The sequence below is a fragment of the Pseudomonas sp. ASL9 genome (assembly GCF_056680335.1).
This window is the reverse complement of the sequence record NZ_CM155277.1, coordinates 2725006-2741372: the sequence shown is the minus strand read 5'-3', so window position 1 is coordinate 2741372 and position 16367 is coordinate 2725006. Positions and strand designations below refer to the sequence as shown.

The window sequence follows — 16367 nt, the reverse complement described above, 5'->3', positions numbered from 1 at the left end:
AGGTTAGAATCGCCGCCTAGTCCAGAGTATGTCCTTATGCCACAAGAGTTAACCTCCGAGCAGTTTCAGCAGGCCCTGCAAGGCATCAGCGTACCGCCTCAGCCGCAAATCATGGTGGATTTGCAGATGGAGCAATACATGCCTGATCCAGATCTGGAGGTAATCGCCCGGTTGATTGCGCAGGATCCAGGCTTGTCCGGCGCATTGTTGAAAATCGTCAACTCGCCGTATTACGGGCTGACCAATAAAATTGCCTCGATTCAGCGCGCGGTGCACCTGTTGGGCAGTCGTTCGATCATCAACCTGATCAACGCGCAGTCGATCAAGGGCGAAATGACCGACGAAACCATTGTTACCCTCAACCGTTTCTGGGACACGGCGCAGGATGTGGCGATGACCTGCCTGACGCTGGCCAAGCGCACTGGCTCGCAGGCGGTGGACGAGGCGTATGCGCTGGGGTTGTTCCATGATTGCGGCGTTCCGCTGATGCTCAAGCGGTTCCCCAACTACATGAGTGTGCTCGAAGACGGTTACGCCAAGGCCAGCCCAACCTGCCGTGTGGTTGACACAGAGAACCATGCCTTCAATACCAATCATGCCGTGGTCGGCTATTTCACTGCCAAGTCCTGGCGTTTGCCGGAGTATGTCAGCAACGCCATTGCCAACCATCACAATGCCCTGGCGATTTTCCAGAACGAGTCAGGTCACCACAGCCAACTGAAAAACCTGCTGGCGATCCTGAAAATGGCAGAACATGTGTGTGGGTCCTATCGGGTGCTGGGCAATCAGGGTGAAGACCATGAGTGGGACAGCATCGGCCACCTGATTCTGGATTACGTCGGGCTGTCCGATTACGATTTCGAGAACCTCAAAGAATCCATTCACGAGTTGGGCGCCCGCTAGCTCGCTCCGCTCCTTTGCCTGGGTCGTCCATGCCTGAATTACCTGAAGTCGAAACCACTCGCCGAGGCATCGCGCCGCATCTGGAAGGTCAACGCGTCAGTCGAGTGATCGTTCGTGACCGGCGTTTGCGCTGGCCAATCCCCGAAGACCTCGATGTGCGCCTGTCCGGGCAGCGGATCGTATCGGTGGAGCGTCGCGCCAAGTACCTGTTGATCAATGCCGAAGTCGGGACGTTGATTAGCCATTTGGGCATGTCGGGTAATTTACGTCTGGTCGAAGCCGGATTGCCTGTGGCCAAGCATGAACACGTGGATATCGAACTGGAGTCGGGCATGGCCCTGCGCTACACCGATCCACGCCGTTTTGGCGCGATGCTCTGGAGCCTCGACCCGCTCAATCACGAATTGCTGGTTCGTCTCGGGCCGGAGCCGTTGACCGATTTGTTCGATGGCGAGCGTTTGTTCGAACGCTCTCGCGGGCGCTCCATGGCGGTAAAACCCTTCATCATGGACAACGCGGTGGTGGTCGGGGTCGGCAATATTTATGCGACTGAAGCCTTGTTTGCCGCCGGTATCGACCCGCGTCGCGAGGCCAAAGGCATCTCCCGGGCGCGCTATGTGAAGTTGGCGATCGAGATCAAGCGGATTCTGATCCACGCCATCGAGCGCGGCGGCACGACGCTCAAGGACTTTATTGGCGGCGATGGCCAACCGGGCTACTTTCAGCAGGAGTTGTTCGTCTACGGTCGCGGCCATCAGCCGTGCAAGGTCTGCGGCACTGAGTTGCGCGAAATAAAGCTCGGTCAACGTACCAGCGTGTACTGCCCGCGTTGCCAGACGTAGAGGTCACGTAGGCGCGGCAAGTCTGTGCGTGCATGAAGTTGTATCTAATAGCTGCAAACCTTGCGAAACCGGCGTTGCTGTTTATAGTGACGAGCATTACTACCTTTGAGCTTGAAGGATCACGCCATGAGTCCGTTCCGTACCCTTGCTGTTGCGTTGGCCATGCTGTTCGGCTTGCAGGTGCTGCCTGCACAGGCTGAAGCAGAGTCACACGGGAGCGGAGATCCAACTTACTCCCTCGAAGCGCCCCCGGCCTACGCCATGATCGCCGACCTGTTGATTGCCCGCCCTTTGCTGATTGCGGCAACAGCGGTGGGTGCCGTGGTGTTCGTGGTGGCGCTACCGTTTGCCGCAGCTGGCGGTGGCATTGGCGACGCGGGCAAGGCGCTGGTGGTGGACCCTGGCAAAGCAGCGTTCGTGCGCTGCCTGGGTTGCACGGGTAATGGCTACAACAAACGCGAATAAGCGGTGTGGCGATGAGCGCTAAGGCGCTGCTTGCCTGACCTTCGGATCAAAGACCGCTGGAACCCCCAGCCCGCGAGGATCACTGGCGGCTTCGACCTTGGCAGTGTCCTTGTTCCAGAGCAGTACCTGCTGATTACCATAGGCGCGCTGGGTGTCCTTGAGGCTGTAGCCGCGGGTTTGCAGCTCAGTCAGTTGCTCCGGGGTGAAGGCGTCGGGCTCGTACTCGATAACGTCCGGTAGGTACTGATGGTGATAGCGCGGCACGGCGGGCCACGTCGCCACGGGCTGGCCGTCCAGGTATTGCAGCATCGACAACAGCACCATGCTCGGAATACGGCTGCCGCCCGGCGTGCCGAATGCGCTGAACTCCGTCGGACTTTCAATAAAACTTGGGCTCATGCTCGACAGCGGCCGTTTGCCCGCCGCGATTGAATTTGCCTGGCTGCCAGCCAGGCCATAGGCATTGCTGCCCTGAGGGTCTGCGGCAAAGTCGTCCATTTCGTTATTAAGTATCACACCGGTGCCGGGCACGCTAAACGCTGAACCAAACGGCAGATTCACCGAAAGCGTCGCAGCGACCGCATTGCCATCGCTGTCGAGAATGGCGAAATGAGTGGTGTGATCGCCCTCTCGCCACTTGGGCGCAGGCGGCAGGCTGGCGCTGGGCGTTGCCTTGCGCGGGTCGATGCTGCTGGCCAGGTGTTTCAAATAGTCGCTATCCAGCACATGGGCCAACGGGTTGTGGACAAAATCCGGGTCGCCCAGCAAACCCCGGTCGCGGTAAGCCCTGCGTAGCACTTCCACCACGTAGTGGGCACGCTGCACCTTGTCGGCCTCACGCCACGGCAACTGCTGCAGCATCGTCAGGCTTTGGGCCAGTGCGACGCCACCTGCGGACGGTGGCGGGGCGCTGATCAGCTCGCGGTTATCCGCTAATTGAAAGCGTAGCGGCTCGCGGGCGATGATTCGATAGCGCTCCAGATCGTCGGCTACCCAGATTCCCCCAGCGGACCTGACCCCGTTGACCAGCGTTTGGCCGATCAGGCCTTCGTAGAAACCGGCGCGTCCCTTGTCGGCGAGGCGATCAAGGGTCAACCCCAGTTCCGGTTGCTTGATGATCTCGCCCAGCGCCGGGACTTCCCCGTGGCGCAGGAACAGCCGGGCGCTCTCCGGGTTGTCGCGCAAGGCGGACAAGCGCCAGCCAGCGCGCTCCTGATACACCGGGTCGACCGCAAAACCCTGATACGCCAAGCGGATGGCCGGCGCCAGCGAGGTCTTCAGCGGCAGTTTGCCGTAGTGCTCGGCCAACTCGACCAACGCTGCGGGTAAGCCTGGAATGGCGGCAGCCAATGGCCCGTTGAGCGACAGTGCGGGTTGCACTTTGCCATCGCGGCGATACATGTTCTGGCTGGCGTTGAGCGGCGCACGTTCGCGGGCATCAAGGAACTGATAGCGAGTCGGTTCACCGTTTTGCCGTAGCAGGAAGAATCCACCACCGCCCAGCCCGGAAGCGTAAGGCTCAACAACGGCCAACGCGGCACTGACCGCCACGGCAGCGTCGAACGCGTTGCCACCCACGAACAATATTTCTCGACCCGCGGCGGTTGCCTGCGGATGGGGACTGGCGATGGCGGCGTATTGCGGCGCCTTGGCCTGAGCGACGAGGGCGCACAGCAGAAGCAGGGCGCCGAGCAGGGACGAGAGGCGATTCAGCTTGCGGGGCATCCAGAACTCGCTTTTATCGACAGGCAGTGCAGCCCGGCTGGCGAGTGCAGGAGTGTCGAGGGGTTAGGTTTTGCTGGTCAGAACCAGGTATTTGGCCATCAGCTCATCTTTGCTCTCGACGTGGGTTTCATCCAGCGGGATGCAATCCACGGGGCAGACTTGCTGGCACTGCGGTTCGTCGTAATGGCCAACGCATTCGGTGCACAGGTTTGGATTGATCACGTAGATCTCCTCACCTTGAGAAATCGCCTCGTTCGGGCACTCGGGTTCGCAGACGTCGCAATTGATGCAATCGTCGGTGATGATTAGGGACATGGAACACTCCTGCCGCGGTCAGCGCCGGGGCATATGAAAACTAATGCGGTGAATTGTGCCGCATTAGTGTTCGGGATGCACCTTAGCGTTTGAACCGTTCGTTCAATGCCGCAGCCACTGAAGGGTGTACAAACTTGGTGATATCACCGCCCAGCGCTGCAATTTCACGGACCAGTGTCGAGGAAATGTACGAATAACGCTCGGAGGGTGTAAGGAACAGGCTCTCCACGTCCGGCGCCAATTGGCGGTTCATGTTGGCCAGCTGGAACTCGTATTCGAAGTCCGATACCGCCCGCAGCCCACGCAGGAACACATTGGCGTTCTGCTCTTTGGCGAAGTGTGCCAGTAAGCTGGAAAAACCTACCACTTCAACATTGGGCAGATGTTTGGTGACCTCGCGGGCCATCTCGACGCGCTGTTCCAGGGAAAACAGCGGGTTTTTCTTCGGGCTGGCGGCGACAGCGATGACCACTTGGTCGAACAGGCGCGAGGCACGTTCGACCAGGTCGCCATGGCCCTTGGTGATAGGGTCGAAGGTGCCTGGGTACAACACTCGGTTCATCGCGTCGTCCTTGTCGGAGTCCGTTGGGGACTCGGATGGTATCGCAGCAATCCCGGCGGGCCAAGTCGCCTTATGGATGGTGGGGGCACTATTATTTATGCGAAGGGCCGGTTGCGTCGGTTGTTGTAGGAGCTGCCGAAGGCTGCGATCGGGCGCGAAGCGGCCGTTTTCTTGGTCTTTCTGAGGTAGTGCCGGTCGCCCGCGACCCCGACCTATCGCAGCCTTTGGCAGCTCCTACGGTGGTCCGTGCATGACGCAAATTTTAAGCTGATTTCAGCCTTTCGCCCAGTAAAGTCGCCAGTTGCGCGGTCAGGCCGTAGACCGACAGCTGCGGGTTGGCACCGATGCTGGTGGGAAATAAAGAGCCGTCATGGATCGACAGATTACTCAGCTGATGATGCCGGCCGAGGCTGTCGCACACCGCTGTTTTCTGCTCTTCGCCCATGGCACAACCACCCATCACGTGAGCGCTCCCCAGTCGAGTGCGGTACGTTTCCAGGCTCAAACCGTCGATGACCGATCGCGCCTCGGCCAGGGTTTTCACGTAACCAGTGTCTTCATGTACCGGCATCACCGCCTTGGCCCCGCCAGCAAACTGGATCTCGGCCATGCTGTGATAGGCCCGGCGAATGCCGTCCCAGGCGTAAGACGACACCTGATAGTCAAGCACCGGCGTGCCGTCGCCGCGCAGTTGTACGCTACCGCCAGGGCTGTCCGGGTGGAAACCGTCGCGCATCAGGGCCAACATCATGTGGGTGTTAGGCAGCTGCGCCATGCGTTCCGCGTTTTCCTGGCCGAAGCCGCCGAGCAGGGTGCTGGCCAGCGCCGGTTGTAGCGGTGGCACTTCGAGTTTGTAAGACATCTGCCCGGTGGTGCCGTCGGTCCATTGGAAATGGTCGGAATAGATTGACTGCGGCGCGCCATAAAACGGATTGATCACTCGATCGAACCGCGCGGCAGAAAAGCTCGTCAGGTGCAGGAACGTGCGCTTGCCCACGCGTTTGTGAGGATCGGGGGCTTCGGAACGCATCAGCAAGGCGGGGCTATTGATGCCGCCACCGGCCACTATGTAATGCCGGGCGTTGACCGTGATACGGCGGCCGTTGGGCGCCACGCAGCGCTCATCCATACCCAGGCATTGCAGGCCGACGACCTTATCGCCCTTGATCATCAAGCGTTCGGCGCGGGCCAGATACAGTAATTCACCGCCCTTATCCAAGGTCGCGGGGATGGTCGTGACCAGCATCGATTGTTTTGCATTGGTCGGGCAGCCCATGCCGCAATACCCCAGGTTCCAGCAGCCGCGCACATTGCGCGGGATGACTTTCCAGCTGTAACCCAAGTGTTCGCAACCGCGGCGGATCACGTCGTTGTTGGCGTTGGGTGGCATGGCCCACGGGGCAACGCCCAGACGTTGCTCCATTTTGGCGAACCACGGTGCCATTTCGGCTGCACTGTGGCCTTTGACCGCGTGTTCTTTGGCCCAGTGTTCCAGGGTCGGTTCGGGGGTGCGAAAGCTCGACGTCCAGTTGATCAATGTGGTGCCGCCGACCGCGCGGCCTTGCAGGATGGTAATCGCGCCGTCCTTGCTCATGCGGCCTATGCCTTCCTGATAAAGGCTGGAATAAGCCTGATCTTCGAGCATTTTGAAGTCGCTGCTGGTTTTCAGCGGGCCTTCTTCGATCAGCAATACCTTGTAGCCGGCCGCACTGAGAATTTCCGCCGTGGTACCGCCACCGGCACCGCTGCCAATGATCGCGACATCCGCCTCCAGCGTCAGGTCTTGGGTCAATTGCGCGCCGTTGTAGGTTTTCCAGCCACGGGCAAGGCCTTCTCGAAACACATCAGGAACGGGCATAGGACCTCGATCTATTTATTTTTATTTGCTGGGGGCGTGTGCGATTCAAACAGTCGGCGGGCCGGGATAACCGCAATGTGCCCAAGATTCCGGGCGGCTGTACCACGCCATCGTCACCAGTTGCAGCAGGGCGCTATGGCCCATGCGCAACAGGCTCAACGCGCTGTTTTCCCAGCGATCGAGAAAGGCTGTCATCTGTAGTGGGCTGGCGTTTTCCCAGCCGCCCCAGACGCCGGTCAACGGACCTCGGGTGACCGGCAGTGCCAGCACATCGAATAATTGCTGCGTCAGTTTGAGCATTTCCGGTGACAGTCGATCAAGGCTGGCGTCAATGCTTTGCAGGGTGCCGGCAATGGCATTCGGTAGCGCAACATCACCCATGCCGCCCTTGAGCATCACCGGAATCAGCGCGCGCAAGAAGGGCAGATCACAGCTGCGCAATACGGCGAAACCGCTGGCAGACGTGCTGGCCGAACAACCGGTCAGGCTCGCCGTGAGCCCGACAGTGGACAGAAAGGCGCCAGCACACAGGCCGACTTTCAGTAAGCCCCGACGTGACAGGCGAGGGTTTTCAGACAGGCTGTTGTTCATTGTTCTTATGGACCTGTTTTTATAGACCAGCTTTTATGGACCTGTTTTATGGAGGCTGTCAGGGCTAGCGAATGAACAGCTTGTACACCAGCCTCTGGATCGCTTTGCCATACGGCGGGTAAATCAACCGGGCCGCATTGAAACGCTGTTTGATGAAGACGCCCTTGGCTTTGCTGAAGGTCAGGAAGCCTTCATGGCCATGGTAGTGGCCCATACCGGACGGGCCGACGCCGCCGAAGGGCATGTCATCCTGGGCGACATGCATCAGCGTGTCGTTCAGGCACACGCCGCCGGAGTGAGTCTGTTCCAGTACGCGCTGCTGCTCGGCCTTGTTGTAGCCAAAGTAGTACAACGCCAACGGGCGCGGGCGCTGATTGATGTAGGCAAACGCCTGATCAATACGGCTGTACGGAACAATGGGCAGCAACGGGCCGAAAATTTCGTCCTGCATCACGGTCATGTCATCGCTGACGTTGAGCAGCAGACTGAACGGCATCCGTCGTCCCTGGCCTTGGCCGAACAGCGGAATCACCCGCGCGCCTTTACTGCTGGCGTCGTCGAGGTAACGGTTGAGCCGGGCCAACTGTCGGTCGTTGATGATCGCGGTGTAGTCCGGGTTGTCGGCCAGCGTCGGATAAAACTTCTGCACCGCGTTTCGATAGGCGTCGACAAACCCGTCGACCCGATCTTCAGGCACCAGCACATAGTCGGGTGCGACGCAGGTTTGTCCGGCATTCAGGGTTTTGCCAAAAGCGATGCGTTCGGCGGCATCCTTGAGCGGCACATCGTTGGACACGATGGCCGGAGATTTCCCACCCAACTCCAGGGTAACCGGGGTCAGGTTTTCGGCAGCGGCACGCATCACGTGCTTACCGATGCTGCTAGAGCCGGTGAACAATAAATGATCAAAAGGCAATGTCGAGAAGGCCATGCCGACGTCGGCCTCGCCCAGCACCACCGCGACCAGATCTTCCGGGAACACTTGGGCCAACAGGCGCTTGAGCAACTGGCCGGTGGTTGGCGTCGACTCGCTGAGCTTGAGCATCACCCGATTACCCGCACACAGCGCGCCGACCAGTGGGCCGATGGCGAGGAATAACGGGTAATTCCACGGCACGATCACCCCGACCACACCCAGCGGTTGATAGATCACTTTGGCCGACGCCGGTTGAAACGCCACGCCGACGTGTCGCCGCGAAGGCTTCATCCATTTTTTCAGGTGCTTGCTGGCGTACTGGATGCCTAACAGGCTAGGCATTAACTCTGCCAGCAAGGTTTCATCGGCGCTGCGGTGGCTGAAATCACTGTTGATGGCGTCGATCAATGCTTGCCGCTCATCGCTCAGTAGCGTGCGCAAGGCCTTGAGCCATTGCAGGCGCTGCCCGGCGGGCGGCATCGGATTGGCCGCGAAAGCCTTGCGCTGGCGGTTGAACAGTTGCTCAAGCTCATTGAAGGCGTGCTCGGACTCTTGCTGATAGGCGATTTCGGCAGGCATGGTCGTGGCTCTTATTGGCGTTATGCTATATTTTTAGAGTTATTGCTCTATAAAGTCAAATCCAGAACCGTGCTGATCTCTTCGCGAATGAATTCGCTCCCACAGATTCCTCGCAATTCTGTGGGATATACCCGACACCGCCTGCGCTAAGATGCTGCACATTCTCCACACGTTTAAGCCGTCGAGTTGAACATGGCCCCACGCATCAAAACCCGCGAGCGCATCGTGCATAACAGCCTGGAGCTGTTCAACGAGCAGGGCGAACGCAGTGTCAGCACCAACCACATTGCTGCGCACATGGACATTTCGCCGGGCAATCTGTACTACCACTTCCCCAATAAGCAGGCGATCATCGCCGAACTGTTCACCGAGTACGAAACCTTGGTAGACAGCTTTTTGCGTCCGCCCAAGGGGCGTCTGCCGGGCGTTGAGGACAAGCGTTTCTATTTGATGGAGCTGCTCGACGGCATGTGGCGCTACCGTTTTCTGCATCGCGATCTGGAGCATCTGCTCGACGCCGATCCAGAATTGGCCGCGCGCTATCGACGGTTTTCCCTGCACTGCCTGATTCAGGGCATGGCCATCTACAGCGGCTTCGTCGAGGCGGGTATCTTGTGTATGGACAAGGTGCAGATCGAGTCATTGACCCTCAATGTCTGGATTATCCTTACGTCATGGGTGCGGTTCTTGTGCACCACGCGCGAAGACGCCACGCGACTCAGTGAAGACGCCATGCGCCGAGGTGTGTATCAGGTGCTGATGCTGGAGTTGGGCTACGTCACGCCAGAAGCCCGTGACGCAGTGAATGTACTGTGCGACGAATTTTATGTGCCACTGGGTCGAGCGTTGGAGGAAACGCCCTGACGTCTGCTTTGTCATAAGAACGATCCGAATTTTTCTCACAGGAGCCTGCCATGTCCATCGCGCAACTGATCAGTCCGGAACAACTGGCTGCTCGTCAACAGCAATCGGGGTGGGTGATTCTCGATTGTCGCTTCACTCTGGAAGACCCCGACTATGGCCAGCGCAGTTATGCCGAAGGGCATATCGCCGGGGCCAGGTTCGCTGATCTGGAGCGTGATTTCAGCGGCAAGGTGATTAAGGGCGTGACAGGGCGCCATCCTTTGCCAAAACCGGACGTGCTGATCCAGCGATTGCAGGAGTGGGGTATCAGTCAGGACAGCAATGTTGTGCTGTACGACGACGGCCCCGGCGCGTTTGCGGCCCGTGGCTGGTGGTTGCTGGCGTGGCTGGGCAAGCGCGAGGGCGTATATCTGCTCGATGGCGGTCTCAAGGCTTGGCACGCGGCGGGTTTGCCGTTGAGCCTGGATGCGCCGGAAAACAAGAAAGGGACGCTCACCGGTGAGCCGGATGATTCGATGCTGCTCAGCGCCCAAGCGCTGCAAGCGCGTCTTGGTCAGCCGGAAATGACGCTGCTCGATGCCCGCGCCGCACCGCGCTTCCGTGGCGAGGTGGAGCCGATCGATCCGGTCGCCGGGCATATCCCGGGTGCGCAATGTGCTGCGTTCAACGAAAACCTGGGTGCCGATGGACGCTTTCTGCCCGCGGATCAGCTCAAGCAACGCTTTGCGACAACGTTGGGTGATCGTTCGCCGAATGATGTGGTGGCCTATTGCGGCTCAGGCGTCACAGCCTGCCATAACCTGTTTGCGCTGTGTCTGGCGGGGTATCCACTGGGTTCGCTGTACGCCGGATCGTGGAGCGAATGGATTACCGATCCGAAGCGCGCTATTGCCACAGGCCCCTGACGTTGAGCCTCAGCGCTAAATCTGCCCCAGCGCCCAGCGCAGCAGAAAGAACACCAGCAAGCCGCCGCCGATGGTCGCCAGCAAGTTGCGACTGAAGGCGGCGATGGCGATGGCTGCGAGGCCCGCCAGCAAGTAGGCGTTAGTTGGACTCAATTGCCAATGTTCGCCATCGGGCAGCAGCATGCCGGGTACCACAATCGCGGTCAGCACCGCCGTCGGCACATAGTGCAGCCCTTGGCGCACCACGGACGGAAAGCGCAAATGCGGCCAGGCGAACAGGCTGTAGCGCATCAGAAACGTAATAACGGCCATGCCGAGAATCAGCCACCAGTAATTCATGAGTGCACCTCGTTGCTCGACGCTTCGTTGCGGGCACCCGAGCGTAGGCGCTCAAGCAAGACACCCACGGCGATCCCGCTGAAGGCCGCCGCCATCAGACCGAGTTTGTAGGGCCAGGTAAACGTCAGCAACGCGACCGCGCCAGCCGCCAGTGCCGCCGCTATTTGCGGTTGATTGCGCAATAAAGGCACGACGATGCCAATAAAGGTCGCGAGCATGGCGAACTCCAACCCCCAGCCAGCCAGATCCGGCACCGCCTGACCAAACAGCACACCCACCACCGAGCTGCTCACCCAGCAGGCATACAACGCGCTGGCGACACCGAGCCAATACCAATGCGCCAGCGGCGTACGTCCGTGCACGATATAAAAGCGCTGAACCACGGCGAATGTCTCATCGGTCAGCCAGAACGCCAGCAACACCCGCCAGCGTTGCGGCAACTCGTTCACCTGGGGTTGCAGCGTGGCGCTGTACAGCACGTGACGCAGATTGACGATAAAAGTGGTCAGCAGAATCACCACCGCGCTGGCACCGGTGCCCATTAGGCTGACGACGATAAATTGCGCGGAACCGGCGTACACGAACATCGACATCCCGAGCGCTTGCCATAACGATAAACCGCCCGCGCCCGCCAAGGTGCCGAAAATAATGCCGAACGGCGCGATGCCGACCAACATAGGCACGCTGTCGCGTATGCCACGGGTATAAAGCTGATAGCGGGACATGAGTCTCTCCTTTGTGCCCGCATCTTAAATAGTCAGGGAGAGACTGTCTTGAAGGATTGTGCAACGACGCTGAAGTCGTCACCCACTCAGGGCGAAGGTCAAGCGATGGGCAGTATTCAGCCAATGGGGGATGCGCCGTTCGAGGTAATAACTCGGGTTTTTCAGCGACCCCTCAACGAATCCGACGTGACCGCCATGGGCTTGCAGCTCGAAGTGGGTACTGGACGACAGTTCGTCCGCTTCGGGCAGGCTGTGAGGGAATACGAACGGATCGTCGGCGGCGTGGATGATCAGTGTCGGCGTACGAATTTCGCCCAGAAAATACCGGCTGGAGGCGCGACGGTAATAGTCCTTGGCGTCGGCAAAGCCATTCAAGGGGGCCGTGACCCGGCCATCGAAATCCCAGAATGTGCGCATGTTCTCCAGCGAACCGAGTGCCGCCAGTTCCGCCAGGCCTTCGCTGAGGCCTTCATGCTGGAAACGCTGTTGTTTATCTTTGATATACGCCAGCATTTCGCGCATGAAATGCGCCTGATACACCTTGGAAAAGCCTTGGCCAATGCGATCAGCGCACTGATCCAGCCGGAACGGCACCGACACCGCGACGGCCCCCAGCAGCGAACTGCTGCTGCCCACTTCGCCCAGATGCTTGAGCAACACATTGCCACCCAGCGAATAGCCCACCGCATACAGCGGCGCCAAAGGTCGCTGGGTACGCAGATGGGCCACCACACTGGCGAGGTCTTCACTCGCGCCGGAGTGGTAGCTGCGCGGCAAAAGATTGGGTTCGCCCGAGCAACCACGCCAGTTCAATGCCACGCTGGCCCAACCCTGCTTCGCCAACGCCTGTTGCAAACCCACCACGTAAGGCGAGTTCGACGAACCGGTCAGACCGTGCAATACCAGGACCAAGGGCGTGTCGGCCTCATGTGGGCCGTGCCAGTCCAGATCAAGAAAGTCGCCATCGTCCAACCAAATCCGTTCACGCTGTCGCTCAAGCCGGGCTTTCTTGCGCCACAGGGGGCCCCACAACGTTTGCAGGTGCGGGTTACCCAATCCTAAAGCGGGAATAAACGGCTCTGGAAGCGTGGGCGTAACAGGTTGGCTAGGCACGTTCGAACTCGTCTGCAATTCATGTTTACTGCATAAGCGTTACGTTGCCACAACTGGGGAGCGACGTGCCGGGGTTTTTCTTCAGCGGTAGGGGTTGAAGCTCCACGGGGACTGCGCGAACCCCGTGGGAGCGAATTTATTCGCGAAGGGTTGATGCTTCTATCAGCCCTCTATCTCGGCACTCCGCTGCCACAGCGCGTAATACACCTGCCCGGCTTTTTTCTCCCGGTGCAGGCGCCAGTTGCCTGGCAAGCCGATAGATGACGGCGGGGTTTCGCTTTCAGTGTAGATCCACGCGCTGTCGGCCAGCCACTGGCGCTCTTCGAGCAGGGCGCAGGCTGCCGGCAGCAGGCTTTGGTGGAAGGGTGGGTCGAGAAAGACCAGGTCAAACTGAACCGGCGTCTGGGTTTCCAGATAACGCAGGCTGTCGGTGTGTGAGACCTGGCCGACTGCACACCCGAGCATGTCCAGATTCCGCCGCAGGCTGGCGAGGGCCTCGGCGTTGTTGTCCAGGGCCAGGGCCATGCTCGCGCCGCGTGACAGGGCTTCCAGATAAAGCGCGCCGCTGCCAGTGAACACATCGAGCACGCGTGCGCCTTCGATGTGCGTCGCCAGCCAGTTAAACAGCGTTTCGCGCACGCGGTCCGGTGTTGGGCGCAGGCCTGGTGCGTCGGGAAAGGTCAGGCGACGGCTACCCCATTCTCCACCGATGATGCGTAGTTGACCCAGGCCGTTGTGGCCCTTTGGTCTTGGATTAGCCATTAGTGCTCCGGGACCCCGAGAGGTTGTTCAGTGGGTTTGTCAGTGGGTGGCGGCAACGGGTTTTGCGGCACCGTAGGGCCAGCAGTGACGATCACCATCTTGTCCACGTTCAGGTGTTTGTTCATGGCGGCTTTGACTTGCTCGACGGTCACATTTTGCGCCTGTTGCATGAAGTCTTCGAGGTACGTCAGTGGCAGGTCATAGAAGCCAATAGCGCCCAACTCGCCAACGATACTCGCGTTGCTGGCCGTGGACAGCGGGAAGCTGCCGGACAACTCACGCTTGACGTCGTCCAGTTCTTTCTGGGTGGGGCCTGTGATGAGGAAGTCACGCGTGATGTCCTCAACCAGTTTCAGGGTGTTTTCGCTGAGTTCCGCGCGGGTCTGCAGGGCAATCATGAACGGACCTTGCACCTGCATCGGGGTGAAGCCCGAAGAGACACCGTAGGTCAGGCCGCGTTTTTCCCGCACTTCCGTCATCAAGCGACTGCCGAAGCCACCACCGCCGAGTACCGAGTTGCCCAGTGTCAGCGCGACGTAGTCCGGATCATTGCGGTCGATCCCCAGTTCAGCGAGCATCAAGTGCGTCTGCTTGGACGCGAACTCGATGTGGGTTTTACCGGGTTTTGGTTCAGCCGGCTGTTCGATTTTCGGCAGCGCCGGGCCTTTCGGCAGGGCAGCGGAAACCTGAGCGGCAATCGCCTCTGCTTCTGATTGGGACAGGTCGCCCACCAATGCGATCACCGCATTGCCTGCGGCATACGCCTTGGCATGGAACGCCTTGAGCTGGGCGATGGTAATCGGTGCAATGCTTTTGGCTGTCCCTTCGCTAGGGTGTGCGTAAGGGTGGTCGCCATAGAGGCGCTTGAACAGCTCATTGCCGGCCAGTTTGCCGGGGTTTTGTTTCTGGTATTCGAAGCCAGCCAGCAACTGGTTTTTGATCCGCATCAGCGAGTCGGCGGGGAATGTCGGTTTCCCTACCACGTCGGAAAACAACTTCAGCGCGGGTTCGCGTTTATCCACTGCACTGAGGCTGCGCAGGGACGTCACGGCCATGTCGCGATAAGCACCATTGCCAAACTCGGCGCCCAAGCCTTCGAAACCTTCAGCGATGGCGCTCACATTTTTGCCCGCCACACCTTCATTGAGCATGGCGTTGGTCAGCACAGCGATGCCGGGTGTACCTTGATCCTGGCTGCTACCCGCAGCGTAGGTCAGGCGCATGTCGAACATCGGTAATTCACGCGATTCGACGAACATCACCTTGGCGCCTTCGGCGGTTTTCCAGGTCTTGATATTCAATGTACGCCTTGCTGGCGGCTTGCCGTCGAGCTCTTTCAGGGATTGCAGGTTGTTGGTGGGTTTGCCTGACTCAGGCTGCGCTGGGGGGGTATTCGTCAGCGTGGTGGTGTCCGTGGCGCTGCTATCAGGCTCGGCCGGGCGAGCGATAAAGACGCCGAGCACGATCACCAGGACCAGGGCTCCCAAGCCGAGCAGGGCGTAACGTGGACCCTTTGGCTCACTCATGTGCAGTCTCCTCGGGCAAAACGTACGCAATGCTGAGACGTTCGCGGATGAAATAGGTGCGTGCGGCTTTCTGGATATCTGCCGGTGTCACGCTTTGCAGCGCATTGAGTTCTTCGTCGATCAGCTTCCACGACAGGCCGACGGTTTCCAGTTGGCCGATCGTGTTGGCCTGGCTGGTAATCGAATCACGCTCGTAGACCAGGCTCGCAATCACCTGCGCTCGAACCCGTTCCAGCTCTTCATTGGAGGGTGGCGTGGTTTTCAGCTCATTCAACAGGCGCCAAATACCGGCTTCAACATCCGCGAGGGTTTTTTTCTTCTGCGTGTTGGGGGTTGCGCTGATCATGAACAGGCTATCGCCACGACTGAAGGCGTCGTAACTCGACGAGGCGCCAGACACCAGTTCTTCACCTTGCTCCAGGCGGGTCGGAATGCGTGCGCTGTAGCCGCCATCGAGCAGGGCGGAAATCAGGCGCAGGGCATTGATCGAGCTTGGGTCTTTGGCGGTGGCCAGGCTTGGCACGTTAAAGCCATACATCAGGCTGGGCAATTGAGTCTGCACATGCAGGATGATTTTTCGTTCACCGGGTTCGGCCAACTCCAGCGGGGTCTTCGACGGCGGCACTTCGCGCCGAGGGATCGGACCGAAATAGCGTTGCGCGAGGGCTTTCACTTCATCGGGCTGCACATCGCCGACCACCACCAATGTGGCGTTGTTCGGCACATACCAGGCGTTGTACCAATGGCGCAGCTCTTCAATGTTCATCCGGTCCAGGTCGGCCATCCAGCCAATGGTCGGCGTGTGGTAGCCGCTGGCGGGGTAAGCCATGGCCTTGAAGCGTTCATAGGCCTTGGCGCTGGGCTTGTCGTCGGTGCGCAGGCGGCGCTCTTCCTTGATCACTTCAATTTCGCGGCTGAACTCGTCAGCGGGCAGGAGCAGGCTGGCCATCCGGTCGGCTTCCAGCTCGAACGCTACGCCCAGGCGATCACGGGCCAAGACCTGGTAATACGCGGTGTAGTCGTCACTGGTGAACGCGTTTTCTTCAGCGCCCAGATCACGCAGGATCAGCGAGGCCTGGCCCGTGCCTACGTTTTTGCTGCCTTTGAACATCATGTGTTCCAGGGCGTGGGACAACCCGGTCTGGCCAGGGGTTTCATAGCTGGAGCCGACTTTGTACCAAACCTGCGAAACCACCACGGGGGCGCGATGGTCTTCGCGGACAATGACTTTCAGGCCATTGTCCAGGGTGAACTCATGAGTAGGCTGCGGGTCTGCAGCCAATGCTGACAGTGGCAGACATACGGTGCTGAGTAGCAGGCCTACGGCACGGCGGGCTAGAGCATTCATTCGTTTTGAACCTGTAAGGCGGCCTGCTT

The 16367-nt window shown here is 59.5% G+C and carries 17 protein-coding genes; 5 read left to right on the top strand and 12 right to left on the bottom strand.

Features of this window, described 5'->3' with window-relative positions; all coding sequences use genetic code 11:
* Positions 1 to 36: 36 nt before the first annotated feature.
* The 3 genes from AC1ME2_RS12650 (at position 37) to AC1ME2_RS12640 (ending at position 2210) form a co-directional block, all read left to right on the top strand.
* Positions 37 to 903: an HDOD domain-containing protein gene (locus AC1ME2_RS12650; protein ID WP_480441583.1), complete on the top strand. Its 867-nt coding sequence runs from the start codon at positions 37 to 39 to the stop codon at positions 901 to 903.
* Between the two features lie 29 nt (positions 904 to 932).
* Positions 933 to 1745, top strand: coding sequence for a bifunctional DNA-formamidopyrimidine glycosylase/DNA-(apurinic or apyrimidinic site) lyase (gene mutM, locus AC1ME2_RS12645; protein ID WP_480441582.1), 813 nt, complete (start codon positions 933 to 935; stop codon positions 1743 to 1745).
* 126 nt (positions 1746 to 1871) lie between these two features.
* Positions 1872 to 2210 carry a multidrug transporter gene (locus AC1ME2_RS12640; protein WP_480441581.1) on the top strand — a complete coding sequence of 113 codons (339 nt, stop codon included), beginning with the start codon at positions 1872 to 1874 and terminating at the stop codon, positions 2208 to 2210.
* Positions 2211 to 2228: 18 nt separating this feature from the next.
* Here the strand turns inward: AC1ME2_RS12640 and ggt are convergent, their stop codons facing one another.
* The 6 genes from ggt to AC1ME2_RS12610 all read right to left on the bottom strand — a co-directional run bounded on the left by ggt (position 2229) and on the right by AC1ME2_RS12610 (position 8756).
* Positions 2229 to 3935: a gamma-glutamyltransferase gene (gene ggt, locus AC1ME2_RS12635; RefSeq protein ID WP_480441579.1), complete on the bottom strand. Its 1707-nt coding sequence runs from the start codon at positions 3933 to 3935 to the stop codon at positions 2229 to 2231.
* A gap of 63 nt (positions 3936 to 3998) precedes the next feature.
* A complete protein-coding gene (locus AC1ME2_RS12630; protein ID WP_480441577.1) occupies positions 3999 to 4250 on the bottom strand; it encodes a YfhL family 4Fe-4S dicluster ferredoxin in 252 nt (83 codons plus the stop codon).
* Between the two features lie 82 nt (positions 4251 to 4332).
* Positions 4333 to 4812, bottom strand: a complete 480-nt coding sequence (gene coaD, locus AC1ME2_RS12625; RefSeq protein ID WP_480441576.1) for a pantetheine-phosphate adenylyltransferase — start codon at positions 4810 to 4812, stop codon at positions 4333 to 4335.
* Positions 4813 to 5074: 262 nt separating this feature from the next.
* Entirely contained in the window at positions 5075 to 6670 is a 1596-nt protein-coding gene (locus AC1ME2_RS12620; protein ID WP_480441574.1) for a GMC family oxidoreductase, read from the bottom strand.
* Positions 6671 to 6715: 45 nt separating this feature from the next.
* Positions 6716 to 7261, bottom strand: coding sequence for a twin-arginine translocation pathway signal protein (locus AC1ME2_RS12615; RefSeq protein ID WP_480441573.1), 546 nt, complete (start codon positions 7259 to 7261; stop codon positions 6716 to 6718).
* Between the two features lie 64 nt (positions 7262 to 7325).
* Entirely contained in the window at positions 7326 to 8756 is a 1431-nt protein-coding gene (locus tag AC1ME2_RS12610) for a coniferyl aldehyde dehydrogenase (protein ID WP_480441571.1), read from the bottom strand.
* A 192-nt stretch (positions 8757 to 8948) separates the two neighbouring features.
* Between AC1ME2_RS12610 and AC1ME2_RS12605 the strand changes: the two genes are divergently transcribed.
* Both AC1ME2_RS12605 and AC1ME2_RS12600 read left to right on the top strand, forming a co-directional pair.
* On the top strand, positions 8949 to 9620 hold the full coding sequence (locus tag AC1ME2_RS12605; RefSeq protein WP_480441570.1) for a TetR/AcrR family transcriptional regulator: 672 nt from the start codon (positions 8949 to 8951) through the stop codon (positions 9618 to 9620).
* A 50-nt stretch (positions 9621 to 9670) separates the two neighbouring features.
* Positions 9671 to 10525 (top strand): sulfurtransferase, encoded by an 855-nt coding sequence (locus AC1ME2_RS12600; protein ID WP_480441569.1) that lies wholly within the window; start codon positions 9671 to 9673, stop codon positions 10523 to 10525.
* Between the two features lie 15 nt (positions 10526 to 10540).
* Here AC1ME2_RS12600 and AC1ME2_RS12595 read toward each other — a convergent pair whose 3' ends face one another.
* From AC1ME2_RS12595 to AC1ME2_RS12570, 6 genes are all read right to left on the bottom strand, one after another.
* Positions 10541 to 10864, bottom strand: coding sequence for an AzlD domain-containing protein (locus AC1ME2_RS12595; RefSeq protein WP_480441567.1), 324 nt, complete (start codon positions 10862 to 10864; stop codon positions 10541 to 10543).
* Positions 10861 to 11589, bottom strand: a complete 729-nt coding sequence (locus tag AC1ME2_RS12590) for an AzlC family ABC transporter permease (RefSeq protein WP_480441566.1) — start codon at positions 11587 to 11589, stop codon at positions 10861 to 10863. Before AC1ME2_RS12590 ends, AC1ME2_RS12595 begins: the two co-directional genes overlap by 4 nt.
* Positions 11590 to 11667: 78 nt before the next feature.
* Entirely contained in the window at positions 11668 to 12702 is a 1035-nt protein-coding gene (locus AC1ME2_RS12585; RefSeq protein ID WP_480441564.1) for a hydrolase, read from the bottom strand.
* Between the two features lie 162 nt (positions 12703 to 12864).
* The gene (gene rsmD / locus AC1ME2_RS12580) at positions 12865 to 13464 is read right to left on the bottom strand and encodes a 16S rRNA (guanine(966)-N(2))-methyltransferase RsmD (RefSeq protein ID WP_480441563.1); all 600 of its coding nucleotides are present in this window, start codon (positions 13462 to 13464) and stop codon (positions 12865 to 12867) included.
* Positions 13464 to 14990, bottom strand: coding sequence for a M16 family metallopeptidase (locus AC1ME2_RS12575; RefSeq protein WP_480441561.1), 1527 nt, complete (start codon positions 14988 to 14990; stop codon positions 13464 to 13466). The genes rsmD and AC1ME2_RS12575 overlap by 1 nt, the downstream gene beginning before the upstream one ends.
* Positions 14983 to 16338, bottom strand: a complete 1356-nt coding sequence (locus AC1ME2_RS12570) for a M16 family metallopeptidase (protein ID WP_480441560.1) — start codon at positions 16336 to 16338, stop codon at positions 14983 to 14985. The genes AC1ME2_RS12575 and AC1ME2_RS12570 overlap by 8 nt, the downstream gene beginning before the upstream one ends.
* Positions 16339 to 16367: the final 29 nt, after the last annotated feature.

Coding starts and splice junctions, on each gene's coding strand:
- ggt (WP_480441579.1), bottom strand. CDS start 3,935: ATGCCCCGCAAGCTGAATCGCCTCTCGTCCCTGCTCGGCGCCCTGCTT.
- AC1ME2_RS12610 (WP_480441571.1), bottom strand. CDS start 8,756: ATGCCTGCCGAAATCGCCTATCAGCAAGAGTCCGAGCACGCCTTCAAT.
- AC1ME2_RS12605 (WP_480441570.1), top strand. CDS start 8,949: ATGGCCCCACGCATCAAAACCCGCGAGCGCATCGTGCATAACAGCCTG.
- AC1ME2_RS12570 (WP_480441560.1), bottom strand. CDS start 16,338: ATGAATGCTCTAGCCCGCCGTGCCGTAGGCCTGCTACTCAGCACCGTA.
- AC1ME2_RS12630 (WP_480441577.1), bottom strand. CDS start 4,250: ATGTCCCTAATCATCACCGACGATTGCATCAATTGCGACGTCTGCGAA.
- AC1ME2_RS12595 (WP_480441567.1), bottom strand. CDS start 10,864: ATGAATTACTGGTGGCTGATTCTCGGCATGGCCGTTATTACGTTTCTG.
- AC1ME2_RS12615 (WP_480441573.1), bottom strand. CDS start 7,261: ATGAACAACAGCCTGTCTGAAAACCCTCGCCTGTCACGTCGGGGCTTA.
- AC1ME2_RS12640 (WP_480441581.1), top strand. CDS start 1,872: ATGAGTCCGTTCCGTACCCTTGCTGTTGCGTTGGCCATGCTGTTCGGC.
- coaD (WP_480441576.1), bottom strand. CDS start 4,812: ATGAACCGAGTGTTGTACCCAGGCACCTTCGACCCTATCACCAAGGGC.
- mutM (WP_480441582.1), top strand. CDS start 933: ATGCCTGAATTACCTGAAGTCGAAACCACTCGCCGAGGCATCGCGCCG.
- AC1ME2_RS12590 (WP_480441566.1), bottom strand. CDS start 11,589: ATGTCCCGCTATCAGCTTTATACCCGTGGCATACGCGACAGCGTGCCT.
- AC1ME2_RS12575 (WP_480441561.1), bottom strand. CDS start 14,990: ATGAGTGAGCCAAAGGGTCCACGTTACGCCCTGCTCGGCTTGGGAGCC.
- rsmD (WP_480441563.1), bottom strand. CDS start 13,464: ATGGCTAATCCAAGACCAAAGGGCCACAACGGCCTGGGTCAACTACGC.
- AC1ME2_RS12650 (WP_480441583.1), top strand. CDS start 37: ATGCCACAAGAGTTAACCTCCGAGCAGTTTCAGCAGGCCCTGCAAGGC.
- AC1ME2_RS12620 (WP_480441574.1), bottom strand. CDS start 6,670: ATGCCCGTTCCTGATGTGTTTCGAGAAGGCCTTGCCCGTGGCTGGAAA.
- AC1ME2_RS12600 (WP_480441569.1), top strand. CDS start 9,671: ATGTCCATCGCGCAACTGATCAGTCCGGAACAACTGGCTGCTCGTCAA.